Origin of the sequence: Pseudomonas sp. SF2, assembly GCF_036858055.1 — a bacterium.
Taxonomy (GTDB): domain Bacteria; phylum Pseudomonadota; class Gammaproteobacteria; order Pseudomonadales; family Pseudomonadaceae; genus Aquipseudomonas.
Genome location: NZ_JAMBDI010000002.1, coordinates 52,751 through 79,006, shown reverse-complemented (window position 1 = coordinate 79,006; position 26,256 = coordinate 52,751). Strand labels below are relative to the sequence as shown.

General features: G+C 61.3%; 28 protein-coding genes and 2 pseudogenes. 15 read left to right on the top strand and 15 right to left on the bottom strand.

From position 1 onward, the window contains the following. Positions 1-332: 332 nt before the first annotated feature. Positions 333-548 carry a hypothetical protein gene (locus M2S36_RS00885; RefSeq protein WP_402801185.1) on the top strand — a complete coding sequence of 72 codons (216 nt, stop codon included), beginning with the start codon at positions 333-335 and terminating at the stop codon, positions 546-548. Positions 549-863: 315 nt separating this feature from the next. Here the strand turns inward: M2S36_RS00885 and M2S36_RS00880 are convergent, their stop codons facing one another. The 3 genes and pseudogenes from M2S36_RS00880 to M2S36_RS00865 form a co-directional block, all read right to left on the bottom strand. Next, complete coding sequence (locus M2S36_RS00880; protein WP_333956518.1) at positions 864-1,658, bottom strand: substrate-binding domain-containing protein; 795 nt, start codon at positions 1,656-1,658, stop codon at positions 864-866. A gap of 150 nt (positions 1,659-1,808) precedes the next feature. After that, a pseudogene (locus tag M2S36_RS00875) lies at positions 1,809-2,381 on the bottom strand (transposase). Between the two features lie 783 nt (positions 2,382-3,164). Then, positions 3,165-3,818 (bottom strand): HAD hydrolase-like protein, encoded by a 654-nt coding sequence (locus M2S36_RS00865; RefSeq protein ID WP_333956517.1) that lies wholly within the window; start codon positions 3,816-3,818, stop codon positions 3,165-3,167. Positions 3,819-4,178: 360 nt separating this feature from the next. Between M2S36_RS00865 and M2S36_RS00860 the strand changes: the two genes are divergently transcribed. From M2S36_RS00860 to M2S36_RS00850, 3 genes are all read left to right on the top strand, one after another. Further along, on the top strand, positions 4,179-4,613 hold the full coding sequence (locus tag M2S36_RS00860; protein ID WP_233687723.1) for a MarR family winged helix-turn-helix transcriptional regulator: 435 nt from the start codon (positions 4,179-4,181) through the stop codon (positions 4,611-4,613). 136 nt (positions 4,614-4,749) lie between these two features. Beyond that, positions 4,750-5,181, top strand: a complete 432-nt coding sequence (locus M2S36_RS00855; protein ID WP_333956515.1) for a GNAT family N-acetyltransferase — start codon at positions 4,750-4,752, stop codon at positions 5,179-5,181. A gap of 385 nt (positions 5,182-5,566) precedes the next feature. Further along, positions 5,567-5,740, top strand: coding sequence for a hypothetical protein (locus M2S36_RS00850; RefSeq protein ID WP_207837639.1), 174 nt, complete (start codon positions 5,567-5,569; stop codon positions 5,738-5,740). A 428-nt stretch (positions 5,741-6,168) separates the two neighbouring features. On the opposite strand, the gene M2S36_RS00845 is transcribed toward M2S36_RS00850, so the two are convergent. Next, positions 6,169-6,843 (bottom strand): polysaccharide lyase family 7 protein, encoded by a 675-nt coding sequence (locus M2S36_RS00845; RefSeq protein WP_207837641.1) that lies wholly within the window; start codon positions 6,841-6,843, stop codon positions 6,169-6,171. Positions 6,844-7,078: 235 nt separating this feature from the next. Here M2S36_RS00845 and M2S36_RS00840 point away from each other — a divergent pair, with 235 nt between their 5' ends. After that, a complete protein-coding gene (locus tag M2S36_RS00840) occupies positions 7,079-7,402 on the top strand; it encodes a DUF1654 domain-containing protein (RefSeq protein ID WP_207837642.1) in 324 nt (107 codons plus the stop codon). Between the two features lie 268 nt (positions 7,403-7,670). Here M2S36_RS00840 and M2S36_RS00835 read toward each other — a convergent pair whose 3' ends face one another. Beyond that, a complete protein-coding gene (locus M2S36_RS00835; protein ID WP_333956523.1) occupies positions 7,671-8,495 on the bottom strand; it encodes a S24 family peptidase in 825 nt (274 codons plus the stop codon). A gap of 141 nt (positions 8,496-8,636) precedes the next feature. Between M2S36_RS00835 and M2S36_RS00830 the strand changes: the two are divergent. Next, positions 8,637-8,708: pseudogene (locus M2S36_RS00830) on the top strand (chemotaxis protein); the annotation flags it as partial. Positions 8,709-8,809: 101 nt separating this feature from the next. Here M2S36_RS00830 and M2S36_RS00825 read toward each other — a convergent pair. Together M2S36_RS00825 and M2S36_RS00820 are read right to left on the bottom strand one after the other, a co-directional pair. After that, positions 8,810-8,992, bottom strand: coding sequence for a hypothetical protein (locus tag M2S36_RS00825; protein ID WP_028613209.1), 183 nt, complete (start codon positions 8,990-8,992; stop codon positions 8,810-8,812). Between the two features lie 93 nt (positions 8,993-9,085). Further along, entirely contained in the window at positions 9,086-9,436 is a 351-nt protein-coding gene (locus M2S36_RS00820; RefSeq protein WP_207837646.1) for a hypothetical protein, read from the bottom strand. Positions 9,437-9,598: 162 nt separating this feature from the next. Here M2S36_RS00820 and M2S36_RS00815 point away from each other — a divergent pair, with 162 nt between their 5' ends. Beyond that, positions 9,599-10,420, top strand: coding sequence for a shikimate 5-dehydrogenase (locus M2S36_RS00815; RefSeq protein ID WP_233687721.1), 822 nt, complete (start codon positions 9,599-9,601; stop codon positions 10,418-10,420). Between the two features lie 126 nt (positions 10,421-10,546). Here the strand turns inward: M2S36_RS00815 and M2S36_RS00810 are convergent, their stop codons facing one another. The 3 genes from M2S36_RS00810 to M2S36_RS00800 form a co-directional block, all read right to left on the bottom strand. Next, a complete protein-coding gene (locus tag M2S36_RS00810) occupies positions 10,547-10,789 on the bottom strand; it encodes a hypothetical protein (RefSeq protein WP_063914904.1) in 243 nt (80 codons plus the stop codon). 97 nt (positions 10,790-10,886) lie between these two features. Then, entirely contained in the window at positions 10,887-11,414 is a 528-nt protein-coding gene (gene gloA, locus M2S36_RS00805; RefSeq protein ID WP_063914905.1) for a lactoylglutathione lyase, read from the bottom strand. A gap of 225 nt (positions 11,415-11,639) precedes the next feature. Then, positions 11,640-11,999, bottom strand: coding sequence for a histone-like nucleoid-structuring protein, MvaT/MvaU family (locus tag M2S36_RS00800; RefSeq protein ID WP_063914906.1), 360 nt, complete (start codon positions 11,997-11,999; stop codon positions 11,640-11,642). A 361-nt stretch (positions 12,000-12,360) separates the two neighbouring features. Here M2S36_RS00800 and M2S36_RS00795 point away from each other — a divergent pair, with 361 nt between their 5' ends. Next, the gene (locus M2S36_RS00795) at positions 12,361-13,650 is read left to right on the top strand and encodes an OprD family porin (RefSeq protein ID WP_333956513.1); all 1,290 of its coding nucleotides are present in this window, start codon (positions 12,361-12,363) and stop codon (positions 13,648-13,650) included. A 67-nt stretch (positions 13,651-13,717) separates the two neighbouring features. After that, a complete protein-coding gene (cobF, locus tag M2S36_RS00790) occupies positions 13,718-14,467 on the top strand; it encodes a precorrin-6A synthase (deacetylating) (protein ID WP_333956512.1) in 750 nt (249 codons plus the stop codon). Between the two features lie 75 nt (positions 14,468-14,542). On the opposite strand, the gene M2S36_RS00785 is transcribed toward cobF, so the two are convergent. Further along, positions 14,543-14,893, bottom strand: a complete 351-nt coding sequence (locus M2S36_RS00785) for a response regulator (protein WP_207837660.1) — start codon at positions 14,891-14,893, stop codon at positions 14,543-14,545. A gap of 252 nt (positions 14,894-15,145) precedes the next feature. Here M2S36_RS00785 and M2S36_RS00780 point away from each other — a divergent pair, with 252 nt between their 5' ends. Genes M2S36_RS00780 through M2S36_RS00760 form a run of 5 tightly spaced genes read left to right on the top strand, consistent with a single transcriptional unit; the run spans position 15,146 to position 21,644 of the window. Beyond that, positions 15,146-18,613 carry a response regulator gene (locus M2S36_RS00780; RefSeq protein WP_207837662.1) on the top strand — a complete coding sequence of 1,156 codons (3,468 nt, stop codon included), beginning with the start codon at positions 15,146-15,148 and terminating at the stop codon, positions 18,611-18,613. Beyond that, positions 18,610-19,431: a CheR family methyltransferase gene (locus M2S36_RS00775; protein WP_207837664.1), complete on the top strand. Its 822-nt coding sequence runs from the start codon at positions 18,610-18,612 to the stop codon at positions 19,429-19,431. The genes M2S36_RS00780 and M2S36_RS00775 overlap by 4 nt, the downstream gene beginning before the upstream one ends. Continuing rightward, positions 19,428-20,027: a chemotaxis protein CheB gene (locus M2S36_RS00770; RefSeq protein WP_063914912.1), complete on the top strand. Its 600-nt coding sequence runs from the start codon at positions 19,428-19,430 to the stop codon at positions 20,025-20,027. Before M2S36_RS00775 ends, M2S36_RS00770 begins: the two co-directional genes overlap by 4 nt. Next, positions 19,997-21,223 (top strand): hybrid sensor histidine kinase/response regulator, encoded by a 1,227-nt coding sequence (locus tag M2S36_RS00765; protein WP_333956511.1) that lies wholly within the window; start codon positions 19,997-19,999, stop codon positions 21,221-21,223. Before M2S36_RS00770 ends, M2S36_RS00765 begins: the two co-directional genes overlap by 31 nt. A gap of 43 nt (positions 21,224-21,266) precedes the next feature. Next, positions 21,267-21,644, top strand: a complete 378-nt coding sequence (locus tag M2S36_RS00760; protein ID WP_009686481.1) for a response regulator — start codon at positions 21,267-21,269, stop codon at positions 21,642-21,644. 110 nt (positions 21,645-21,754) lie between these two features. Here M2S36_RS00760 and M2S36_RS00755 read toward each other — a convergent pair whose 3' ends face one another. The 3 genes from M2S36_RS00755 to M2S36_RS00745 are packed head-to-tail and all read right to left on the bottom strand — an operon-like array spanning position 21,755 to position 24,395. Beyond that, entirely contained in the window at positions 21,755-22,336 is a 582-nt protein-coding gene (locus M2S36_RS00755) for a TetR/AcrR family transcriptional regulator (protein WP_207837669.1), read from the bottom strand. 12 nt (positions 22,337-22,348) lie between these two features. Then, positions 22,349-23,197 (bottom strand): 3-hydroxybutyryl-CoA dehydrogenase, encoded by an 849-nt coding sequence (locus M2S36_RS00750; RefSeq protein ID WP_063914915.1) that lies wholly within the window; start codon positions 23,195-23,197, stop codon positions 22,349-22,351. A gap of 13 nt (positions 23,198-23,210) precedes the next feature. Next, complete coding sequence (locus M2S36_RS00745) at positions 23,211-24,395, bottom strand: acetyl-CoA C-acyltransferase family protein (protein ID WP_025338698.1); 1,185 nt, start codon at positions 24,393-24,395, stop codon at positions 23,211-23,213. Positions 24,396-24,563: 168 nt separating this feature from the next. On the opposite strand from M2S36_RS00745, the gene M2S36_RS00740 reads away from it, so the two are divergent. Further along, entirely contained in the window at positions 24,564-25,574 is a 1,011-nt protein-coding gene (locus M2S36_RS00740; protein WP_207837674.1) for an AraC family transcriptional regulator, read from the top strand. Positions 25,575-25,704: 130 nt separating this feature from the next. On the opposite strand, the gene M2S36_RS00735 is transcribed toward M2S36_RS00740, so the two are convergent. After that, positions 25,705-26,142: a carboxymuconolactone decarboxylase family protein gene (locus tag M2S36_RS00735; protein ID WP_233687715.1), complete on the bottom strand. Its 438-nt coding sequence runs from the start codon at positions 26,140-26,142 to the stop codon at positions 25,705-25,707. Positions 26,143-26,256 lie beyond the last annotated feature (114 nt).

Genomic DNA, 26,256 nt, shown 5'->3' with positions numbered 1-26,256 from the left:
GCTTGCTTGCTTGCTTGCTTGGTCATAAGTTTGCCTTGTATCTTGCATGGTGCATGCCCGGTAAGTGAGTGCACCAAGTTACCCCCGGAATGGCTGGAGGTTTAATCAGACAATTCTGATAGCTACATAGCGCCCAGATGATAGGAAGATCTCTACCAGGAGCGGTTGTTTTGCTGAATCGGCTTTGCAGGCGTTGACTGGCTACCCGTGTCGTATATGCCTCGATTCTGCCCCTACCTTCCAACATGCGGGGCCCTGCTCGGCATCAACATAAACGGGATCGAAGAGATCGACGGCGTGCTGTACGTGCAATCGTGGTGGTGTAGGAAGGAATGATGGCAGGACTGCCACAGCCCTGGGTGTCCGAACTGGATGACCAGGCTGCCCTGCGCGAGGATCCCGATGGACGCCCGGCCGTGCTCAGTGAAATGGCCTACGCTGCGCGCCGGCGTCGAGAGGTTGATGATGAGGACGTGGTCGACATGCTGGAGATCGTCGAGACGGCCAGGTTGTGGGCGCTTGCCGAATCTTGGAGGGTGTGGGAGTAGGTCGGCAGAGCGCCGGAGGAGTGCGAAAATCAATTCCAAAATTGAAATGGCGACCCTTGCAGTATGCGGCCTGTAGCCGTGCCGTTTCGTCGTTGTTTTGGAATCGATTTTGCCTTGCAGGCAACATGGAGTGGAGGTTTATCACGCGGTCTTGAAAACCATTGAGCAGACCTACGCCTGGGCCGCACCTGTTGGGCGGCTCGATTGGCCTCTGCGAGCGGCCGCTTTCGACCCATTGCAGACGCTCGCAAAGCGAAGACTGCGGCAAGATCTTCGTGTTTTGCCGAGCCCCAGTTTCGATGTCGGTGCTCGCAGTCAGCTTGCTGCATGAGGTAGCGGCGTCAAGCCACTATCTTTGATCGCTGCGTCGGCTTGTGGCGATGCCAGATAGTCGAGGAGCGCCTGGGCTGCGGCATGATGCTGGCTCTTGGTGACGACAGCGCCAGAATACATCGTCATTTTCTGCGCTTCAGCCGGGATCAGACCAACGATGTCGATCCCCTTTACTGGCTTAAGCTCACTGAGCTGTTGGAAGCCGATCTGTGCTTCGCCGCGAGCGATCACCGCGCCGACAGGCTCGGCAGGTATCATGTGAGCCTTGGCCACGAACTGGTCACCGAGCTGCAGGCGAGGGAACAGGGTCTTGGAAAGATAGACGCCGCTTGCGCTGTCGGAGTACGCGACAGAGCTGCTGTTTTGCAGCACTGTGCGCAAGGCCTGCATGGTGCCTATGTCCGGCTTCGATTCGCCTTTGCGAACGGCCATGGCAATGAAAGACTTTCCGAGATCAATTCGGCTGGTCTTATCGGCTAGACCGCTGGCGACCAGGTTGTCGAGCGCCGAACCTACCATCAGAACTACATCCGCCTGCTCACCGCGGGCGAGCCTATTCGGGACGGCCTGTGGGGTTTCCCCCATCGAAGGCGCGGCTAGAACTTCCAGCTTCACGCCGTATGTCTTCTCATAAGCTGGCGCCACTTCCCGGATAGCGCCCATGATACCGCCGGAGCTAAGAACGGTCAGCGTTTCCTCACCACCTTGTACAACGTCAGCAGCCGAGCAGACGAATGAGGTGGTTAAGAGGGTGGCACAGAACAGCATTCGAAGCATCGGAGCTTTCTCCACTAGTAAAGGCGCGGAATCTTACCGGGGCGAAGCTCAAGCTTTTGATTAATCAACGATTAAGAATGTTTTACTTTTTTGCCCGCAATTGGCATGTATGGGGCGAAAGCAGGCCGCGCCTGACCGTTTTTGTAGTGGTCAACTCATCCCGGGCACCGGATTGAGTTTTTCCTCGGCCATCGCCGGCGGTAATCCACCGTTGAACTGATGCGGTCGCTCCCAGTTGTAGCGCTGCATCAGAAACCTGCCAATGTCCTGCTGTGCCTGCGCAGCACTCATGTAGCCCACACTCGGCACCCACTCCGTTTTCAGGCTGCGGAACAAACGTTCCATGGGCGCATTGTCCAGGCAATTACCTCTGCGGCTCATGCTCTGCCTGAAGCGGTAACGCCACAACCGCTGACGAAAAACTCGGCTGCCATACTGGCTACCCTGGTCACTATGAAACAGCACATTCTGCGGCCGCCCACGGTGCTCTTACGCCATATCCAGCGCCAACTCTTGGATCTTCTGCTGCTCGGGGGGCAGCGCCTTGCTCGCTGGCGTAGCACCGCCCCGTTCTGACTGGAGTTGATTCACCGAGCGGCGAAGCGCCGATTCAACCAAGTCGAGCGACCGGGCGGCTTCAGTAAGGCTATAGCCCTGGTCGAGCACCAGGCCGGCTGCCTCGCGCTTGAATTCGGGGGTGAAAGTACGTCGTTGTCTGCTCATCGAACACCTCTGTGTGGCGACCATTTTCGCCTAAGAAGGTGCCCGGGGTTAGTAGACCACTACAGAGTGCCCGACCAAGCCTGCAATGACGGCTGGATTCATGCCTGCCATTGGGCACATCGTTGCCTTTGTGTGCCTGCAATTGAAAAGGATGCAGTAAAGATCTGGTTTCATCTGCTGGGGCGGGTCTCTGTGGGCATGGGGGACCTCGTCGAAGTCGACTAAAATCTGAGTAGTTGGCTGTGATGAGGTGAGCTATGCGCTACGCGAAAATCAGACCGTTTTTATGGTGGGCTGGCGCCCTGCAGTTTTTCGCGATCTTGGCGGCCATTGAGCACAGAGCATGGGACGTTGTGTTCATATGCCTGATGGTGATTGCGGTTGGTGTATGGTTTGCCAGGGATGCACAGCGTCTGGAGATTCACAAGCAGCCAAGTACGAAGTAGCCAATAGGGAGAAGCCTGGCACAGAAGCGGCGAGATTCTCCACGCGGCATGGAATACTCATTATGGTTGGGTTCAGCTGCTTCCTGATTCTCTGGGACGAAAAATTTGCCCGCCACTTGGCAACGTCGTATTCAAGTACAGCAAGCTGCTCGGCCTCTGCTGGTCGCGTCCCGGCTGTACTCCGTCCTGCGCAATGACACCAAAACCCTGGGATGATGATGCTTGCCGTAGGGCTTGTCCCCGCACGCTCCGTTTTCAACGGGTTTGGTGTTGGTGGTCGACGTGAGGCAACAGTTAATCATGGACCGACGTCAGCAATATCAACGCGAGCAGTTAACTAACTTGGGGAGGAGTCCAGATGGTCATGGCTACCTGCCAGTCGCCGTAGTTCGTTTACATCGGCGAACCACGCATGGGATTGAAGGTTTTGAAATGCTTCATATGTCCCGTATCCCCACGCAACCGCGCCGAAGGCGATGCCGGCAGTTGATGCTGCTTCACCATCCGTAGGTTGATCGCCTATATAGATAACCTCTTCTTTTGCCACGCAAAATTTTCGCATGACCCGGCGCAAGCGCGATGCCTTACCGAAAATGGAAGCCCCGCACTCGAAGGCCTGGATATGTCGACAGCTGGAACCCAGAACCTGCGTGACATTCTCTCTGGAGTTGGAAGACACTACTGCGAGTATCAATCCCTTCTCATCAAGATGGCTCAACGTATTGGCGATATCCTCAAACAGCTGGATTGAGCCTCGATGCTTCTTCATCAGCCCCATAAAAGTTCGCGCCACTAGAGGTAGCTTCCAGCGAGGCATTCCGATATGAGACATGATCTCCCGAGCCCCCTGCTTGCGTAGAGAGTCCAGCTCTTCTGGTTGGATCCGGTTGAAGGAGTGCTTGTCAGCAATTTGATTGAATACGGAAACGAAGAATGGAAAGGAGTCTGCGAGTGTGCCGTCAAAGTCGAAAATTGCAAGCCGGTATGACATGTAAGGATTCCTTCCTGGAGTGCAGGCAGCCGTATCAAGGGGCCTGCCTGTGCAGGGTGTTCAACTCACCCGATTGGCGGTCGCATTATTCTTGCCCCGGCATCTCCGATCAAGGCAGTACGGGCGCTTGAACGGAGAATTCTTAGGGAGTACTGGCAAGTCGGGGGCTACCGCAAGCCTGGCTGGCTGAGCTGGGCGATCAGGTCGCCTTGATCGAAGATCCCGATGGGCGCACCGCAGCCGTTTCAAAGGCCCTCTGAGCTTTTTGTTTCGATATTTGGTTGGCAGGTCGATTCAGGCTTCGTTGCCTAACACGATGCTAGGTCTCAAGCGTGCCAGCGAAGCCCGAGTGAGCGCACCATGAGTGCAGGCCATCTGGATACTGATGAAAAGTGGAGTGGATCTGCCTACTCAGGGCCGAGCAGCAGCCCGGGGTTCCGACTCTGGCGCGAATTCCTGGATTGGCAGCGACAGCTCAATGCGCTGTTGAATCCACTGGGGCTCACTCAGCCACAGTTCGCGATTCTGGCTGTGTGCGGTTGGTTGACGCGCAATAGTGAGCAGATTACTCAACAGGGTATCGCGAGATTCACCGGCATGGACCGTATGCACATCTCGCAGATCGTATCTCGCTTGGAAAAAGATGGGCTTGTCGAGAAACGGATAGACCCTCAAGATCACCGCGCGAACCTGCTATCACTCAGCAAGGAGGGGCTTGCTCGGTTGCGCATCGCGATGCCGGTTGTTGAAGCGTTCGACACAGCGTTCTTTCATAAAGCCGCGTGCCAAGGCTGAAGGGCTTCTGGAGGTGTTTGCCAAAGGCAAGATTGTCATCCTGGTGCCCATGTTGCTGGTGACTGATGGAGGCAGGTGACATCGTGCTGATCAGAACGATTACACTGCGAAATCAGGCCCATTTCACGGTATAACAATGACGTCACAGTTAACTGTACGGCTTGCCTCGAACAGCGATATCGGCAGGTTGGTCGATCTGGATTCAATCGCCAAGCGAGAACCAATGCGCCGAGCGTTCATTGCGCAGGCTGTCACTGCCGGCCAATGCTGGATCGCCGCGGAAGCTCGCGATGCGTCGATGGTGCTGGGGTATGGTGTTTCGTTCTTTGGACACGCATTCATCCCCCTCATCATGGTGAGGGACTCGCAGCGCCGTCATGGCGTCGGTTCTGCCATCCTCCGCACCCTGCAATCCCAGTGCGGGGCCGCAAAATTGTTCACGTCGACAAATGCCTCCAATGAACCGATGAAAAAACTGCTCGGAAAGTTCGGCTTCATAGAGAGCGGTTATGTCGAGAATCTGGATGAGGGCGACCCCGAGATAATTTTTGTGAAGCACTACCCCTGATATCGTCGAAAGTTCGCGGAAGAGGCGGGTAGCGCGTACCGGTGTCTCGGGGGCGCGCACCAGTCGATCGGCTTGATGATGTAACCGTTCTGTCATGCCCGGGTCTTCATAGTTTTGATGCCGTCGGCACGCATCCACGACGCGGCAAAAGTGCCCACCCCTGATCAACAGGCCCGAACAGTCTGTTCGGACGCGTGACGGCGCCGGCCTGGTATCCCTCGAAAGCATCAGCCGGTTGGTCCGGGGGACTGCTATCTGCCCGTGAAAGTAAGGTCGAAACGTGCTTTCAAATTACGGGATCAGGCGAGCATTTCGAAGGAAAATTTCCAAAGCGTGTATAGTGGGATTCGGGCCTTTTTCCTGGCCCTGGACCGAGGTAACAACCATGCACCCGACCTTTTCTCCAGAAACGCAGCGTGCACATCAGCGCTTGAGCGAGCAAATTGAGCTGTTCATTCGTGGCGGTGGCAATATCGAACAGATTCCCGCTGGCGTGAGCGGAACATCAGCACTCAAGCCGAAGAACTCATGGGCAAGCGAGCGCACTGCAAAGGCATGAGGCATGCAATCTACACCGAAACGCAGCTGAATCATGCCTCCATGGAAATGCCCGGCTACAGGCTGGGCATTTCCAGGAACATCTGAATTTAACCCATCATCAAGAGCCCGGATTGCAAGCTGTGATTCTGGAATCTTTGTGCAAGCGACCGAGTGTCGATTGTCGCCATGGGTGCATCCTCTTCTGGGCCAATGCTGGCCCGGTGGCATGGATCGCTGGAGCGACATGTATGTGCACGGTGCCAAGGCCATCGAGAACCCGCCCGAACATTGAACGTAGCTTGTATGCAGCACCTGGCGGCGGCTCACCGCCAAGCGGCACCTGATTCAAGAAAAAACGCAGCCATCAGGTGAAGCAATTCACCGCTATCCCGATGCGGCCTGCGCTTTGGATACAGGGCATCGGGATGTCTTGCCGGCTTCCTCGGCTCAGGCATGGATCAGCGCAAGGTCGCTGATGATGCAGATCGAGCCGTCATCGGCGGGCGTCGTATCGGTGTAGTCCACCTGGTTGTAGACCCCGCCGTGGAACTCGAATAGCCGCGAAGCCCAGGTGCTGTCGAACCGTAGATCGCCGGACGAACCGGTCACCCCGTTGCACTTGGCCGTAACGGTGACCACGCCTGCCGAGGTAGCGTGGATGCTCACCTCGAACTTTGCCCCCAGCGGGACACCCTTCAGCACCGTCGAGTTTATCGGGTCAGTCTGGTTGTAGGTCCGCCGAAACCCCAGGGTGATTTCGCCTTTCTTCCAGAACACCTTCACGGGCGGGCTGTCGTCTCCGAAGACGTGCATCTGCGCGATGACCACCTTCTGCGCCCAGTTGACTTTGGTCAGCGTCATTGTCTGGCGGTTCCAGTGATCCTGGGCGCTGTTCAGGGTCCAGTATTCCGGTTCTGACCACTCGCAACGGGTCCTGTGAGTGCTTTTGCTCGAAGCGCCTTTGGTGGGGGCAAACAACTGAATCGAACCATCGCTGAGCACTGTCACATAGCTCGGGTATTGAGCAATTGCTTCAGTGCCGGTGAGTTCGATCGCTACGGGGCTGATCGACGACTCGGCTACAGGAACGGCGAGGGTGAGGTTGCTGATATTTACGCTCATGTAAGGCTCCTGAATAAAAATGGCGGTTTGTGCTGCAGCAGCACGGTGGCGGCTGTCGAAGTGGAATTTAGCCCTTCGCTAAATGTCGGTCAATAGCTGTGGGCTAAATTCATTTCGCTTGGCGACAAATTACCTGTTGGCGAAAATTTTCCGCAGCGGGGCTTTACGCTTGATTTGGCGGTGGGATAAGCTTTCCTTGAATACTGTACGAATATACAGCCTTCAGGATAAGAATATGTCTAAGCACGTGAATTCGACGCCCCATCAGCGCCAGGAAATGACCGGAATAGAGCGGCTGAGCTTGCGGGTGTCAGCGATGATCAACCACCCGCTCGCACAGACGCAGCGCTGGGTGACAGTGCATCGTCTGGATACCGACGGTGATACCGAGTGGGAGGAGGTGATGGGCCTGCTGGCCGAGACGCCCGAGCTGGCGCTGACCTTCAACGACGACGAGAGTGTGACGGTGCGCTGGGAGCGCAGCAGCGTGGAGGAACGCGACGACTTTGTCGTCGAGCAGGACAGCGAACAGCAGATTGAGAAGGCGGCACCTTTCTGAGTATCGGAAAAAGCTCGCTCCAACAGGTACGGTGCAAGCCTCAAGCAGAGAACGGTCCGCGTACCCTGTGGGAGCGGCTTCAGCCGCGAAGAATCCAACGCGGTGCATGGCATCGGCTACGCCGGTGTTCGCGGCTAAAGCCGCTCCCACAGGGGGGGCCTGCTGATTCAATGAGTCATGTGCATGAGGACCGGGCTTGCCCGCCAAAGGCCACAAGACGGCCCAATTGGGTGAGTGAGCGGCTTACGTCGTCGTGATGGGTTTCGCTTTACACAAGGTGCGCATTCCACACCAGCAGCACCCTGGCCTGGATGTAGGTCTCTTCCCGACGAATCATGCGGTCCTTGTGCCGCGAGTTGTCGGAAATCATCTCGAAGTGGTCCTCGTCAGCGATCTGCAGCCGCTTGATGTAGATGTGATCACCCCAGGAGAAGAAGTAGATTCCATCGCCGACGAACTCGCGGATGCTGACGTCCACGATCAGTGGGTCGCGGTGCTTGATGGTCGGTTCCATCGACTGGCCCCAGCCGGTCACCATCTTCAGGTGGTGGTGCTCGCTGAACTCCACGCCCAGCTCGCGCAGGTGGCTTGGGCTGACGCGAACATCCTTGAACATCTCGGGGTAGTCGTGGGGGATCTGCCCGCCGCCCATGGCCGCCCGGACGTCATAGTGGGCAATCCACACTTCGTCGCCCACAAGGCCTGGCCGAACAGGTTCAGCCTTTAGCAGCGTCGAGTCTGCCGGCTCATCGGCGGCGGCCAATAGCCTTTGCCGGGTTTCTTCGGGGATGCCTTTGCCGCTTCTGGCAAGCATCTGCTTGACCAGGTCGGCAGCGGAAAGCTTGCTGTCGCCAGGCTCGACTGGCGCCTGCGCCAAGTCGCCCGCTGCCATTGCATCGAACCAACCCCGCGGCAAGCCTTCGATGCCCTCGATTCTGCGGGCCACGTCATCGCCCAGGTTCTTCGCTGTCTTGTCCGAAAGGATCTGGCTCAGGTGCGCAGGCGCCATCCCCCAGCGCTCTGCGCAGGATCCCTTTCTCTGGTTGCCGATCAGCTTGACCAGGTTGTGCTTGCGAATTTCATAGATGTCCATGAGGCGAAGCATGCCAGTGTTTAGCTTACTGCTAAATGTGCGAAAAGCTAAATTTATCTTGTCGTGATATTAGTCGCAAGCTAAATCCATTGTGCGGACAAGGGAAGCGCTTACGACATCACCATCCGTAATGAGGTTTTCATGGATCCTACTGACCTCGGCCCAGGCACCGTCACCTGGCTGGGCGGAACAGGCACCGTGTTGCTGGGCGCGCTCGATCTCACAGGCGCCACAGAACTCTCGGCAAGCAAAAAAAAGACCCGCCAGGTAGGCGGGCCAGAAGGGCGTAGGGAGCAACGCACAACAAATACGGGTCAGGCGACCAGGGTGCCTGGTTGCAACTGTTCGACCAGGGCCTGGGCCGAGGCCAGGGTCGGCATCGGGCCGCTTACGGCTTCGCCGTTGCGCACCAGGTACCAGCAAGCCAGCAGGCCCTGCTCACGCAGTGAGGTGGGGACGGCACTGCCGACAACGGACATGATCTGGATAGTGGCCATGTGGACCTCCTGTAAACATGGCCCTACCTTACGCAGCAGCCGGGGCGGTTTGAAATTAACTTCCTCGATAGTGGTCATTGGTTCCATCAACATTTACCAGCGCGGCGGGCCGTAATACACCGGAGGCGGGCCATAGTAGGTGCGGTAGCCCGGGGGCGGTGGCGCCGGCACGTAGTACGGCTGGTAGTACACCGGTGGTGGCGGTGGTTGCACGTACACCGGCGGTGGTGCGTAATAGACTGGCTGGCGCTCGACGTACACGGTACGGTCGCGCCCGCCATAAACCGTCGCCCCGAACACGGCACCAACCACGGCCGCACCCAGCAGCGGGCCCGGGCCATACCAACCACCATGGCCATGACCATGGCCGCCGTGGGCGACAGCGGACCCGCTGATGGCCAGGGCACCGACCAGCAGGGCGATTCCGGGAATGTGACGGTTCATGAAGCAACCCTCGCAAGAACACCCCAAGTGTGGGGTCCTATTACTATGACTCCACTCTCTGTCAGCTGAGCACAGGGGAACGGTAAAGGTTGTGTAAGGGACGACCAGTGGTTGCCTCTGTTACGCTGCACAAACGTTTCAGTTATGACAAAGGAGCAGGTTATGTCGACAACTCCCAGCAGAGATACCGTGCTGTGCATCTCCCTGGCGGGCCGTCCTGGCACCTTCGGTGTGCGGTTCCATAACCACCTGTACCAGCAGTTGGGCCTGGACTTCTACTACAAGGCCATGCGCACCGATGACCTGCCGGCGGCGGTGGCGGGTATCCGCGCTTTGGGGATCCGTGGTTGCGGGGTGTCGATGCCGTACAAGGAAGCCTGCATGGCCCTGGTCGACGAGATCGATCCGTCGGCGGCGGCCATCGAGTCGGTCAATACCCTGGTCAATACCAATGGCCACCTCAAGGCCTACAACACCGATTACCTGGCCGTGCGCCAGTTGCTGGAACAGCACCAGGTCGACCCGACAACGGCGTTTGCCTTGCGCGGCAGTGGCGGCATGGCCAAGGCCGTGGCCAGTGCCTTGCGCGATGCCGGGTTCGCCGAAGGCATCATCGTTGCGCGTAATGAGCAGGCCGGGCGGCAGCTCGCGGATATGTGCGGTTATCGCTGGGTGCCGGAGCTGGGGGACCTGTGCCCACCCATGTTGGTCAACGTGACGCCGATCGGCATGGCGGGCGGGCCGGAGGCCGAGGCGCTGGCATTTTCCGAGAACGCCATCGCTGCGGCGGAGCGGGTGTTCGATGTGGTGGCGATGCCGGAGAGCACACCGTTGATCAGACGGGCGCTGGCGTTGGGCAAACCGGTGATCACCGGGCTGGAGGTGATTGCGCTGCAGGCGCTGGAGCAGTTCGTGCTGTACACCGGGGTGCGGCCGACCCAGGCGCAGGTGAAGGCGGCGGTGGCGTACGCCCGAGATATCTGATTACTCCTGTACCGGCCCTTTCGCGGGCTTGCCCGCTCCCACAGGTACTGCACAGATTTCAGGCCCTGTGGGGTTCCTGTGGGAGCGGGCAAGCCCGCGAAGAGGTCGGCACAGGGATTAACAAGGTCAGAACACCTTGTGCCCTTCATCCAGCTGCTGGTCGACCAGCGCCCGACCATGGGCCAGCGACACATGCTGCGCATTCTCAAGGTCGGAGAAGAACTTCATCGGCATCGACATGCGCTTGCTGGTGTGTCCGTCGGGGTCGGTGATCAGGCACCCGGCGGCATAGGGCAGGGGGGAGTCGGGGTGGGGCATCACGCTGGCGGTGATGGTGTGCTTGCGGTATTCACAGTGAAGAGATTGCATCGTCCTTACCTCGCTGTGGCATGTGAAGCAGTTACCTTCATATACCACAGCAAGGGGCCGGGAGTTCCCGGCCCGACGAGCGAATCGCGATAAACGCTTAGCCTTTGAGCTCGGTCGGCTGGATGACTTCGATCCAGTAACCGTCCGGGTCCTTGATGAAGGCCAGGTAGTTCATGCGCCCGTCCTGCAGGCGTTTCTGGAAGGGCACGTCCAGTGCCTCGAAGCGCGCGCAGGCGGCGCGTACGTCCGGTACCGAGACGCAGATGTGGCCGAAGCCGCGCGGGTCGGTGTTGCCATTATGGTAGGCGAACTCGGCATCGTTTTCGGTGCCGTGGTTGTGGGTCAGTTCCAGCACGCCGGGGATCGACTTCATCCACTGGTGGCGTTCGCCGTCATCGGCAGGGATCTGCGCAGGGTCGACCAGGGCCAGGAAGTACAGGCTGAAGGCAGCTTCGGGGAAGTCGCGCTTGTCCACCAGGCGGAAGCCCAGCACGCGGGTATAGAAGTCCAGGGACTTCTCGATGTCCTTGACCCGCAGCATGGTGTGGTTGAAGACGAACTGGGCGGTGGCGGCATCCGGTTGTGCGGTGACGCCAGGCAGGGTTTGCAGATCGTGCAGGCTCATGGGAACTCCTGAGACGGGGCCGGGCGCAGGGCGCCGGCAAAACAGACAGGCTGGCCATGATACGGCAGTGCGCCGATTGCGCAAATGAAAGCGCCCTGCACGAGGCAGGGCGCCGGAATTAGAGGCCCGCATGTGCGGGCGCGTGATGGGGTCGCTAGTCCTTTAGCTGTCTCGATACTGAGCCAGCCCTTGTGAAAAAAGTGTGAAGTGCGTGTGGACGTTTCATCAGCGTACCCAGCTTTCTACCGTGGCGGCTCCGTACTGTTCCTTCCAGGCCTTGAGGCCGCGGTGGTTGCCGCCTTTGGTCTCGATCCGCTCGCCGGTGTGCGGGTTGGTGTAAACCTTCACCACGCGCGGGCGGCGCTGTTGCTTGGGTGCTGCACTGGAAACCCGGGCCACGGCCTTCGGGTCGAGGATGGCGATGATATCGCGCAGGCTCTTGTCATAGCTTTTCATCAGGCCGACTAGTTTCTGCTCGAATTCGATTTCGCGTTTGAGGCCGGCATCCTTTTTCAACGCTTCCAGTTGCGCCATCTGTTCCTGGAGCGCTTTTTCGGCAGCACGAAACTCTGCAAGTCTGGACACTGTAATCACTCCTGTACGTCGATCGTGGCAAGGCGTGACGAACATTGAAGAAGAATAAAACGCCGGCCACGCGGGTGGGTTCCGCTGTTCGCTGATATCGAGTGTAGTCATTCGTGGGTACTGGGTAAACTGCAAACTTTTTGTAAGTAAGCCGGGAACTTTCCTAGTTTCGCGTGCGGTATTTCCCTGTTTTTTCGCGGTTTCCTGGTTGCGCGCCTAGACCATGGTCCAATGGCTCGTGCCAGAGCCTTTGCGCGATCATCATCAGATGATGGCCGGCTATTGTTCGGTCCCCTCGCAGTACCGTGGCCAGCACGTGCCACAGGTTGTTTACCCGCCTTGATTCTGGATGTTTTCTCGCATGTTTGCCCCTTTTCCCCTCGCCCCCGGGCGTCGTGTTGCCGGCCTGTTCCTGTTGTGTGCCGGCGTCAATGCCCAGGCCGCCGGTTTTCTTGAAGACAGCAGTGCCAAGGTCGAAGCACGCAATGTCTATTTCAACCGGGATTTTCGTGACGGCCACAGCAGTTCCAGCCAGGGTGCGTCCAAACGCGAAGAATGGGCACAAGGCTTCATCCTCAATGTGCAGTCGGGTTATACCCAGGGGCCGGTAGGTTTTGGCGTGGATGCGCTGGGCATGTTCGGCTTCAAACTTGACTCCAGCCCGGCTGACAGTAACAGCGGCCTGTTGCCGTCTTCCGGTCACGACCTGCGGCACTCGGCGGACCAGTACGCGAAGATGGGCCTGGCGGCCAAGGTCAAGGTTTCCAATACCGTGCTCAAGTACGGTTCGATGATGCCGGATGTGCCGTTGCTCAAGTACAACGATGGCCGCCTGCTGCCAACCATGTTCCATGGCGCCATGCTCACCTCCGAAGAAGTGCGCGACCTGAAGTTCACCCTGGCCCGTCTGGACAAGTACACCGCACGGGATTCCACCGACCGCCAGGACATTCGCGTGCATTGCAAGAACAAGCGCTATGCCTGCGATATCGAGGCTGACCATTTTGACCTGGCCGGTGTCGATTACCGTTTCAACGAGCGGTTCAGTGCCCAGTACCAGGTGGCCAAGCTGGAGAACATCTACCGCCAGCACTTCCTCGGCCTGGTGGCCAGCCAGCCGTTGGCATTGGGTAGCCTGTCGGCCGACCTGCGCTTGATCAAGAGTGATGACATCGGCAATGCCCGCGCCGGCGAAATCGACCATCGCGCGTTCAGCGGCATGCTCGGCTACAGCCTGGGTGGCCACAAACTCAGTGCCGGCTGGCAGCGCATGTATGGCGACAGTGCCATGCCCTACCTGGATGGCACCAACCCGTACCTGGTCAACTATGCCCAGGTCAACGACTTTGCCGCCGCCCAGGAACGCTCCTGGCAGGTGCGTTATGACTATGACTTCAAGGCCTTGGGTGTGCCCGGCCTGACCTTCTTCACCCGTTACATCAACGGTGACAATATCAAGGTGCCAGGCAGCACGGCCGAAGGCAAAGAGTGGGAACGCGACACCGAGTTCAAGTACCAGGTGCAAAGTGGCACATTCAAGGACGTCAGCGTGCGCCTGCGCAATTCCACTTACCGCAGCAACTATGAAAAGTGGGCGCGTGACATGGACGAGACGCGGGTCATTGTCAGCTACAACTTCTCCATCTTCTAACGGGTCGCTTTGCCAAATACCGGCAGCCACCTGACAATGGCTGCTGGTTCCCACAAAGGGCTGGGCAATGAAAGACCTGTTGTTGATCGGCATCGGCCCGGGTGACCCGCGCCAGGTCACCTATGAGGCGGTCGATGCGCTGCGTCAGGCCAGTGTGTTCTTCGTGCTCTGCAAAGGCAGCGACAAGAACGAGCTGGTGCGCCTGCGCAAGGCCATCCTGCAACGCTACCGCCCCGAGGGCGGCTACCGCCTGGTGCAGGTGGCCGACCCTGCACGCGATGGCCAGGCGGATGACTACCTGGGCGCGGTGCAGGACTGGCATCGGCAGCGTTCGGCGCTGTATGCCCAGCTGATCGAGCAGGAGATTGGCGTTGGGGAAACCGGTGCCTTTCTACTGTGGGGCGAGCCGACGCTGTACGACAGCACACTGCGCATTCTTGACTTGGTCCGTGAGCGCGGTGTGGCGCTGCGGTTGCAGGTAATTCCGGGCATCAGCAGCGTGCAGGCGTTGGCGGCGCGTCATCAGGTGCCGCTCAACCGTATCGGTGAGCCGTTGACCGTGTTGCCAGGGCGGCGCCTGGCCGGGCAGGGGCAGATCGACAATGTGCTGGTGATGCTAGATGGGCAGTGCGCGTTTGCCCGGCTCGATGACCCGGCGCTGATGATCTACTGGGGCGCGTACCTGGGGACCGAGGATGAGGTGCTGATTGCCGGGCCGTTGCAGGCGGTGAAGGCGCAGATACTGGAAGTGCGTGAGCGGGAGCGGGCGCGCAGGGGGTGGATCATGGATACCTACCTGTTGCGCAGGGAGCTGTAGTCAGCTACATCTGCACTCAGCACCTGTGGTGACCCTGTGGGAGCAGGCAAGCCCGCGAAGCAGGCGCCGCAGTTCTCAAGGGTTACCCAGAATGGCCTGCACTTTCTCCCGCAACTGGTCGATACCGAACGGCTTGCCGATCAGGTGCATGCCCTCCGGCACGTCGACGCTGTCGGCATAGCCACTGGCGAACAGTACCGGCAACAGCGGCCGCAGTTCGCGCGCCTTGGCTGCCAACTCTTCGCCGCGCATGTCCGGCAGCCCCACATCGGTCATCATCAGCGCCAGCTCCTGGCCCGGGTCCTCGAGAATGCGCAGCGCCGCGCTGGCATGCTCCGCCTCGATGACCGCGTAGCCCAGCTCGTCGAGCACTTCGACCATCAACATGCGTACGATGTCGTCGTCTTCGACTACCAGAAGGTGCATGGTCAGGATCCTGTGCAAAAAATGTATGTCTTTAATCTGTGCACCGGACGGCAGCAGAAGTTCCCGAGAATACCGGGCCCGGCAATCAGATGGAACGATTGGCGCACGCCGCCTTCAAATACTGGCTAAATGCCCTGCCAGACCCGGCAAAGCTGGTTAGACTCGCTTAACAGGGACGACACAGTGGCAGATGACGACAACGACTGATCCGCCACACCTTTTAATGGACTTTTCTAGCTCGGGCGTTCTCACATGATGCAAGCAGCCTTGATGGACCAGCGAAGCTTCCGCAAGTTGTTGAGCCGCAACGTCGGCCTACCCCTGGGGGTGGGCCTGCTGGGGGCCGTGGCCTTTGTCGCGGTGATCAACTACCTGCTTTCGGCCATGCAGTGGGTCGAGCACACCGACCAGGTGATCGGCAATGCCAACGAAACGGTCAAGCTGTCGATCGACATGGAGACCGGCATGCGTGGCTTCCTTCTCACCGGCGAGGAGCGTTTCCTCGACCCCTACGAAGTGGCCAGGCCGCGCATCCTCGGCAGCCTGCAGAGCCTGCGCGGCATGGTCGAGGACAACCCGCAACAGGTCGAACGCATCGACCGGCTGATTGCCCTGCAACAGGCCTGGAACGCCTTCGCCAACGAGATGATCGCCCAGCGCCGCGGCCAGGGGGACTACCGCGCCTCGATCGGCAGTGGCCGCGGCAAGCGCCTGACCGATGAGATCCGCAAGGAGTTCGACAGCCTGATCGGCAGCGAACAACAGCTGCGTATGGCACGTAACCAGAAGGTCAGCAATGTAACCATCACGGTCATATCGTCCTTCGTGCTGTTCATCGTCGGCCTCAGCGCCTTGCTGGCCTACCTCGGGCGGCGCGACCTGCTGGCGTTGTCGGCTACCTATGACGAAAACCTCAAGGCCCAGCAGCGCTCGGCCGAGCGCCTGGAGCACCAGGCCTGGCTGCGCAACGGGCAGACCCAACTGGCCGAGCAGGTGCTGGGCCAACTGACCCTGCCCATGCTCGGTGACAACATCCTGCGTTTCTTCGCCAGTTACCTGGGCTGTGTGGTGGGCGCCATGTACGTACGCGACGAGCATGGCCGCCTGGTGCGTATGGCCAGCTATGGCCTTGATGCGCAGGAACAGGCCCGCGAGCAGGTGCTGGGCGATCACGAGGGCCTGCTGGCCCAGGCCGTGCGCGAAGCGCGCGTGCTGCGCCTGGAAGACTTGCCCGAAGACTATTTCCACCTCAGCTCCGGCCTGGGCCGCGGCCTGCCGCGCAGTGCCCTGCTGATGCCAGCGAGCAACGACGGGCAGGTCAACGGCGTGCTGGAGCTGGGCTTCCTGCGGCCGTTGCAGGCGCGTGACGAGGAACTGCTGCAACGGGTCGCTGGCAACCTTGGCATCTCCATCGAAAGCGCTCGCTACCGGCAGCGCCTGCAGGAAGTGCTGGCCGAGACCCAGCAACTGAACGAAGAGCTGCAAGTGCAGCAGGAAGAACTGAAAACCGCCAACGAAGAACTGGAGGAACAATCCCGCGTGCTGAAGGAGTCCCAGGCTCACCTGGAAACCCAGCAGGCGGAGCTGGAGCAGACCAACGAGCAGCTGTGCGAGCGCACCGAGGCGCTGGACCGCAAGAACGACGAACTGCTCCAGGCCCAGGACGAGCTGCAGGCACGCGCCGAGGAACTGCAGCGTTCGAGCAAGTACAAGTCCGAGTTCCTCGCCAACATGTCCCACGAGTTGCGCACACCGCTGAACAGCTCGCTGATCCTGGCCAAACTGCTGGCGGAGAACGGCGAGGGCAATCTCAGCGACGAGCAGGTCAAGTTCGCCGAATCCATCTACTCGGCCGGCAACGACCTGCTCAGCCTGATCAATGACATTCTCGATATCGCCAAGGTGGAGGCCGGCAAGCTCGAAGTGCGCCCCGAAAGCACCCAGGTGGAGCGCTTGGTTGAAGGCCTGCGCGGCCTGTTCGAGCCGTTGGCCGGGCAAAAGGGCCTGGCCTTCGAGGTGACTACCGAGGCGCAAGTGCCGGCCACACTGTTCACCGACCGCCAGCGCCTGGAGCAGATCCTCAAGAACCTGCTGTCCAACGCCATCAAGTTCACCGAGCGCGGCCAGGTCAGCCTGAACATCGGTTATCAGCCCGGCACCGGCATCGTCTTTGCCGTACGCGATACCGGTATTGGCATCGCCGCCGACCAGCAGCAGGCGATCTTCGGCGCCTTCCACCAGGTCGATGGCACCAGCAACCGCCGTTATGGCGGCACCGGCCTGGGCCTGTCCATTTCCCGCGACCTGGCGCACCTGCTGGGCGGGCAGATCAGCGTCGACAGCAGCCCCGGCCAGGGCAGCGTGTTCAGCCTGATCCTGCCGGAGCGCTATGAGCGCGTGGCGCAGGATATCCAGGCGGTCAGCCTGCGCCCGGCGGTCGATAGCCTGCCACCCGCGCCACAGGCACCGGTGCCCGCGGCGCCGAAACGCCCGGCACCAGCGTTCGCCGACGACCGCGAGCGCGCGCCGTTCGGCAACCGCTGCATCCTGGTGATCGAGGACGAACCGAACTTCGCCCGCATCCTCTTCGACCTGGCCCACGAGCTGGGTTACAGCTGCCTGGTGGCGCAGGGCGCCGACGAGGGCTTCGAGCTGGCCGCGCAGTACATCCCCGATGCCATCCTGCTGGACATGCGCCTGCCCGACCATTCCGGCCTGACCGTGCTGCAACGCCTGAAGGAGCAGGCCAGCACCCGGCACATCCCGGTGCATATCATTTCCGTGGAAGACCGGGTCGAGGCGGCCATGCACATGGGCGCTGTCGGCTACGCGGTCAAGCCCACCAGCCGCGAACAACTCAAGGAAGTGTTCGCCCGCCTGGAGGCCAAGCTGACCCAGAAGCTCAAGCACATACTGCTGGTGGAGGACGACGACCTGCAGCGCGAGAGCATTGCCCGCCTGATCGGCGACGACGATGTCGAGATCACCGCCGTGGCCATGGCCCAGGATGCCCTGGCGTTGCTGCGCGATAACATTTACGACTGCATGATCATCGACCTCAAGCTGCCGGACATGCTCGGCAACGAACTGCTCAAGCGCATGACCGCCGAGGACATCCGCGCCTTCCCGCCGGTGATCGTGTATACCGGGCGCAACCTGACCCGCGAAGAAGAAGCCGACCTGCTCAAGTACTCGCGCTCGATCATCATCAAGGGCGCCCGCTCGCCGGAGCGCCTGCTCGACGAAGTGACGCTGTTCCTGCACAAGGTCGAGTCGCAACTTTCCAACGAACGCCAGCGCATGCTCAAGACCGCGCGCAGCCGCGACAAGGTGTTCGAAGGCCGCAAGGTGCTGCTGGTGGACGATGACGTGCGCAACATCTTCGCCCTGACCAGCGCGCTGGAGCACAAGGGCGCGATCGTCGAAATCGGCCGCAACGGCCGCGAGGCCATCGAGCGCCTGGAGCAGCATGACGACATCGACCTGGTGCTGATGGATGTGATGATGCCGGAAATGGACGGCTTCGAGGCCACCCGGTTGATCCGCCAGCAACCGCGCTGGCGCAAGCTGCCGATCATTGCCGTGACCGCCAAGGCGATGAAGGATGACCAGCAGCGTTGCCTGCAGGCCGGCGCCAACGATTACCTGGCCAAGCCGATCGACCTGGACCGCTTGTTCTCGCTGATCCGTGTGTGGCTGCCGCAACTGGAGCGAATTTGACTAGCGAACGTAACACCGATATCGAAATCCGCTTGCTGATCGAGGCCATCTACCTCAAGTACAGCTACGATTTCCGCAACTATTCCGGCGCCTCGATCAAGCGCCGGATCCTGCATGCGCTGCGCCAGTTCGACTGCCTGACGGTGTCGGCGTTGCAGGAGCGGGTGCTGCACGACCCCGGGATGTTCATGCAGTTGCTGCAGTACCTGACGATCCCGGTCAGCGAGATGTTCCGCGACCCGGGGCACTACGTGGCGCTGCGCAACGAAGTGGTGCCGCTGCTGCGCACCTGGCCGTCGATCAAGGTATGGATTGCCGGCTGCAGCACGGGCGAGGAGGTGTATTCAATGGCCATTCTGCTGCGCGAGGAAGGTCTGCTGGAACGTACCATCATCTATGCCACCGACATCAACCCGCATTCGCTGGACAAGGCCAAGCAGGGCATCTACTCAATGAAGAACATGCGCGAGTACGCCGAAAATTATCGCATCGCCGGCGGCCGGCGCGACTTTGCCGAGTACTACACGGCGGCCTACGGCAATGCCATCATGGACAGCACCCTGCGCGACAATGTGACGTTCGCTGACCACAGCCTGGCCACCGACAGCGTGTTTTCCGAAACCCAGCTGGTGTCGTGCCGCAACGTGCTTATCTACTTCAACAAGGAACTGCAGGACCGAGCCCTGGGCCTGTTCCATGAGTCCCTGTGCCACCGCGGCTTCCTGGTGCTTGGCAGCAAGGAATCGGTGGACTTTTCCGCCTACAGCGAGCGCTTCGAGCCGCTGGTCAAGCCCGAACGGATCTACCGCAAAGCATGAACGGCGTGCGCGCGGTGGTGATCGGCGCCTCGGCGGGCGGCGTGACGGCGCTGCTCACTGTGCTGGGCGCGTTGCCGGCCAGCGTCACCATCCCGGTGGTATGCGTGCTGCACCTGCCGGATGGCCGCCACAGCCAACTGGCCGAGGTGCTGCAGCGCCGCCTGCAGCGGCCGGTGTGCGAGGCCCGTGACAAGCAGCCGCTGCTCGCCGGCCAAATATACGTTGCCGGGCCAGGTTACCACCTGTCGGTGGAGCGTGACCTGACCCTGTCGCTGAGCCAGGAGCCGCCGGTGCATTTTTCCCGGCCGGCGATCGATTACCTGTTCATGTCGGCGGCCGATGCCTACGGTGCCGGCCTGCTGGGCATGCTGCTCACCGGTGCCAATGAGGATGGTGCCGAAGGCCTGGCCTATATCAAGCACAATGGGGGCCGGACTGTGGTCCAGGACCCTTGTGACGCACAGGTGGCGCTGATGCCGGAGGCCGCTCTGGCCCTGCACCAGCCCGACCATATTCTTACTCTGAGTGGCATCGAGCGGTTGCTCGCCGCCCTGGAACCCAGCGCATGCCAAGCCACACCATCGCCAAACTGCTGATCGTCGACGACCTGCCAGATAACCTGCTGGCCCTCGACGCCCTGATCCAGGGCGAAGGCCGTGAGGTGCACCAAGCCCAGTCGGCCGAGGCAGCGTTGTCGCTGTTGCTCGAGCACGAGTTCGCCCTGGCCATCCTCGACGTGCAGATGCCGGGCATGAACGGTTTCGAGCTGGCCGAGCTGATGCGCGGCACGGAAAAGACCCGCAACATCCCCATTGTGTTCGTCACCGCCGCCGGGCGCGAGATGAACTACGCGTTCAAGGGGTATGAAAGCGGTGCAGTGGACTTTTTGCACAAGCCGCTCGACATCCTGGCGGTAAAAAGCAAGGTGTCGGTGTTCGTCGACCTGTACCGCCAGCGCAAGGTGCTCGACCGCCAGTTGCAGGCCCTCGAACGCAGCCGCCAGGAGCAGGAACTGCTGCTGGCCCAGCTGCAAAAGGCGCGGGGTGAACTGGAGCATGCCGTGCGCATGCGTGATGATTTCATGTCGATCGTGTCCCACGAGGTGCGCACCCCGCTCAATGGCCTGATCCTGGAAACCCAGCTGCGCAAGCTGCACCTGAAGCGTGGCAACTTGGCCGCCTTCACTGGCGACAAGCTGCAGGCCATGGTCGAGCGCGACGAGCGGCAGATCAACAGCCTTATCCGCCTGGTCGAAGACATGCTCGATGTGTCGCGTATCCGTACCGGCAAACTGTCGCTGCGGCCCAAAGCGTTCGACCTGGGCCAGTTGGTGCGTGGCCTGGTGGAGAACTTTGCTGCCCAGGCCACCGCATTGGGCACCCATATAGAGTTGCAACGCTGCGAGCCGCTGCAGGGCGAGTGGGATGAGTTTCGCATCGAGCAGGTGCTGGCCAATCTGTTGTCCAATGCCTTGCGTTATGGCGAGCGCAAGCCGGTGCAGGTGCGGGTGTTCGAGCAGGACGGCCTGGCGTGCGTGCAGGTGCAGGACCATGGCATCGGCATCTGCGCAGCCAACCAGCAACGCATCTTCCAGCAGTTCGAGCGGGTCGCCACCCAGCGGGCCAGTGGTGGGTTGGGCCTGGGGCTCTACATATCGGAACAGATCGTCCAGGCCCACGGCGGGCGCATATTGGTCGAGAGTGAAGAGGGCAAAGGCGCCACCTTCACCTTGCAATTGCCACTGGCAACCTACGAACAACAAAACGACCAGGCACGGGCAACCTCTGCCTGAGCCTGGGGTCTGATGGCCAGGTGTAAGTATTCAAGGCGTTGACATGAGTGAAGATGCACAAGATGTGGTGCTGGTCGTCGAGGACGAACCAGCGATTCGCATGATTCTGCGTGATTACCTGGCAGGCGAGGGCTACCACGTGCTGGTGGCCGAGGATGGCGAGCAGGCGTTCGCGATCCTGGCGAGCAAGCCGCACCTCGACTTGATGGTGACGGACTTCCGCTTGCCGGGCGGGATTTCCGGGGTGGAGATTGCCGAGCCGGCGGTGAAATTGCGGCCGGACCTGAAGGTGATCTTCATCAGCGGCTACCCGGCGGAGATTCTCGAGTCAGGCAGCCCGATCACCCGCAAGGCACCGATCCTGGCCAAGCCGTTCGACCTGGATACCTTGCACGAGCAGATCCAGGCACTCCTGCGCTAGCCCGCACCGGCCCTTTCGCGGGTAAACCCGCTCCCACAGGAACTGTGCAAATCCAAAGACCTGCACAGTTCCTGTGGGAGCGAGTTTACCCGCGAAAGGGCCGGAACAGGCTAGCGCAGGGTCCGCTCCAGCCCACCCACCAGCATGCTTTCCATCAGCCCCAGCCCCTGTTCTTCGGGCAAGGCCTTCAACATCCCCGGCAACTGGTTCAGCAGCGTCGCCACCACATGCGCCGTGGCCACCAGAGCCTGCCCCTGCAACTTCGCCTGCGGTGCGATCAACCTCAGCAACCCTGCCTCATAGCGCTTGCGCAACAAGGCCAGACGCGCCTGCTGGTCGTCGTTCAGGCAACAGAAGTCCCGCTCCGCCAGGCGAAACTGCATGGGCCGCTCGGCATGCAGCTGCCAGTGCGCGGCAATCAGGCAGCTCAATGCCGACGCCCCGCGAGCCATGGCCCGGCGCCCTTGGTCCAGGGTGGCCTGCAACTCCTCGTACAACTCCTCGATCAGGTCGTACAACAAGTCCTGCTTGCTGGGGAAGTGATGGTACAGCGAGCCCGCGGTCAGCCCCACGTGGGCCGCCAGCTCGCGCATGCTGACCTGGCCAAAGCCCTTTTCGGCAAACAGCGCCATGGCCCGGTCACGTCGCTCTTCAAAGTTGGCACAGCGCATCGCGGCATTGACCGGGGGCATGGCGTTCGCTCCTCAGTAGGTGAAGAAACCGCGGCCGCTCTTGCGCCCCAGCCAACCGGCCGCGACCATTTCCTTGAGCAACGGGGCAGGGCGGTACTTGCTGTCGTTGAAGCCTTCATGGAAGGCCTCCATGATCGCCAGCAGGGTGTCCAGGCCGATCAGGTCGGCCAGGGCCAGCGGGCCGATTGGCTGGTTGCAGCCCAGGCGCATGCCGGTGTCGATGTCCTCGGCACTGGCCAGGCCTTCCTGGCGCACGAAGATCGCTTCGTTGATCATCGGCACCAGGATGCGGTTGACCACGAAGCCCGGGCGGTTGCCGGCGGTTATCGGGGTCTTGCCGACCTTTTCGGTCACCACCAGCGCCTGGGCGTAGGTGCTGTCGCTGGTCTGCAGGCCGCGAATGATCTCGACCAGCGCCATCATCGGCACCGGGTTGAAGAAGTGCACGCCAATGAAACGCTCGGGGTGCTCGATGCTGGCTGCCAGCTGGGTGACCGACAGCGACGAGGTGTTGGTGGCGATCAGGCAGTCGGCGGCGACGTTGGCGGCCACCTGCTGCAGGATGCGCTGCTTGAGCTGCAGGTTCTCGGTGGCGGCCTCGATCACCAGCTGCGCGCCGCTCAGCTGGGTGTAGTCGGTGCTGGTGCGAATGCGGGTCCGGGCGGCTGCCGCCTTGTCGGCGTCGAGGGTGCCTTTGCTGACCTGGCGCTCGAGGTTCTTGCTCAAGGTGGCCACGCCGCGCTCCAGCGCTGCGTCGGAAACGTCCACCAGCAGCACCTGGTAGCCGGCCACCGCACATACCTGGGCAATGCCGTTGCCCATGGTGCCGGCGCCGATCACGGCAATCTGTTCAATGCTCATGTGTCAGGCTCCCTCAGACGCGCTCGAAGACCACGGCGATGCCTTGGCCACCGCCGATGCACATGGTGGCCAGGGCATAGCGGCCCTGGATGCGTTGCAGCTCATGGATGGCTTTGGTGGCGATGATCGCGCCGGTGGCACCCACCGGGTGGCCGAGGGAAATACCCGAGCCGTTGGGGTTGACCTTTTCCGGGTCGAAGCCCAGTTCGCGGGCCACGGCGCAGGCCTGGGCGGCGAAAGCTTCGTTGGACTCGATCACATCCAGGTCCTGCACCTTCAGGCCGGTCTTCTCCAGCACCTTGCGGGTGGCCGGGATCGGGCCAAGGCCCATCAGTTCAGGCTCGACGCCGGCATGGGCGTAGCCCACCAGGCGTGCCAGCGGCTTCAGGCCCAGGCGGCGTACCGCATCACCACTGGCCAGTACCAGGCCGCCAGCGCCGTCGTTGATGCCACTGGCGTTGCCGGCGGTAACGGTGCCGTCTTTTTTGAATACCGTCTTCATCCCCGCCAGTTGCTCGGCGGTCACCTCGCCACGCACATGCTCGTCGGTGCTGAATTGCACGCTGCCCTTGCGGGTTTTCAGTTCCAGCGGGACGATCTGGCTGGCGAAGCGGCCTTCGGCAATGGCGCGCGCGGCGCGGCGCTGGCTGGTCAGGGCCAGTTCGTCCTGCATTTCGCGGGTAATGCCGTGCTTGGCCGCAACGTTCTCGGCAGTGATGCCCATATGGAAGTGTTCGAACGGGTCCTGCAGGACGCCGACGGTGTAGTCGATGCCTTGCAGGTCACCCATGCGTGCGCCCCAGCGTGCCTGCGGCAGCAGGTACGGGCCACGGCTCATGGATTCGGCGCCGGCCGCCACGGCCACGTCGGTGTCGCCCAGCAGCAGGCATTGGGCCGCCGAGACGATGGCCTGCAGGCCCGAGCCGCACAGGCGGTTGACGTTGAATGCCGGGGTTTCCTTGGGGATGCCGGCGTTCATTGCCGCTACACGGGCCAGGTAGGCGTCGCGCGGTTCGGTGGGGATCACCGTGCCCATCACCAGGTGGCCGACTTGCTCGGCGGCCACGCCCGAGCGCTCGATGGCGGCACGGGTGATCGCGCTGGCCAGGTCGGCCAGCGGCAGGTCCTTGAGGGAACCGCCAAAGCCACCAATGGCTGAACGGACGGCACTGACGACGTAGATTTCTGCGCTGCTCATAGGGGCTCCGATTGCGAAGGCATGGCGGGACGGGGCCAGGCTCTGCGAGAATGGCCGGCGATCCCGGAGTGGGTCCGAGTCTAGGCAAAGGCTCTGTTGCAGCCTATGCCGGAACTGTTCAAACAACCTGGCACTTTTTGCCACTCAGCATAGACAGCGAAAACCGCCATGCGCGATAGCGATTCGGTCGCCGTGTACTTCCTCAATGCCATGCTCCATGCCCTGCGCGATTGCCCCGCCGAACGCGATGCGCAGCTGCGTGCGGTGGGCATCGACCCGCAACTGCTCGAGCAGCCCCAGGCCCGTGTACCGGCCAAGGCTTTCGCCCAGCTGTGGCTGGCGCTGATCCAGCGCCTGGACGACGAGTTCTTCCGTCTCGACAGCCACGGCATGCCGCCGGGCAGCTTCGCCCTGATCTGCCGAGGCCTGATCCTGGAGCCGAACCTGGAGAAAGCCTTGCGCCAGTGCATGGCTGGTTTCGGCCTGTTCCTGCGTGATTTGCGCGGCAGCCTGACGGTGCGCGGCGGGCGGGCGTTGATCAGCGTGCAGTCGAGCATTGCCGACCCGCTGACCCGGGTGTATGCCGAGGAAACCTACCTGGTGCTGATGATCGGCATGCTGTGCTGGCTGGCCGGGCGGCGCATCGCCATCGACCGCACCGAGCTGGCGGTGTCGCGCCCGGCCCAGGAGGACGACCTGCTGCTGTGGGGGCCGGACCTGCGCCTGGGCAGCGGGCGCACCGAAGTGGAGTTCGACAGCGCCTACCTGCGCCTGCCAGTGGTGCAGGACCTGGCGGCCCTGAAAACCTTCCTGCGCAGCGCGCCGCAGGGGCTGGTGATTCGCTTTCGCAACCAGAACGGGCTGGTGGCCGAGGTGTATCGGCACCTGCGGGCGCGGCGCTATGGGCAGTGGCCGACGCTGGCGGCGCTGGCGCAGCAGCAGGGGGTCAGTGCCAGTACCTTCCGTCGGCAACTGGAGCGGGAGGGGCGTTCGTACCAGCAGATCAAGGATGAGGTGCGCCGGGCAACGGCCTTCGAGCGGTTGCGCGAAGGGGAGTTGAGCATTGCCGAGATTGCCGAGCAGACGGGGTTCCAGGAGCCCAGTGCGTTTCACCGGGCGTTCAAGAAGTGGACCGGGCAGAGCCCCGGGAGCTACCGGGCGCGATTGGCCGGACGTTGAGATGTTGCCTGTGCCGGCCTCTTCGCGGGCTTGCCCGCTCCCACAGGTACGGCGCAACTTTCAGATTCCGTGAGATCCCTGTGGGAGCGGGCAAGCCCGCGAAGAGGCCGGCACAGGCTCCGATCAATGATCAGGCCGGCACCATGGCAAACCCGACCCCGAAACGGTTCCAGGCATTGATGGTGGCAATTGCCAAGGTCAGGTTGGCCACCTCGGCCGGCTCGAAGTGTTGCTGCAAGGCCTCATATTCTGCCTGCGGCGCGCCGTGCTCGGGCAGCCGGGTCAGGCTCTCCACCCAGGCCAGGGCGGCACGTTCGCGCGGGGTGAAGTAGGCGGTTTCCTGCCAGACGCACAAGGTCTGCAGGCGTGCCTCGGTCTCACCGGCCTTGCGCGCATCGTTGGCGTGCAGGTTGACGCAATAGGCGCAGCCGTTGATCTGCGAAGCCCGCAGGCGCACCAGCTCCAGCAGGGAATTCTCCAGGCCGCTCTTGGCCAGGGCCTGCTCCAGGCCGACCATGGCTTTGTAGGCTTCGGGGGCGTGCTTGGCCCATTCGATACGGTTATGCATGGCTGTCTCCAAAGGGTGAGGGGAGGGATGGCGCTACTGTAGCGTCGCCCGTTGGCCCGCCCGATAGCCAATCACGCGCATAAGCGGGAGGCCAATCGGCCATTTGGGAGGCCA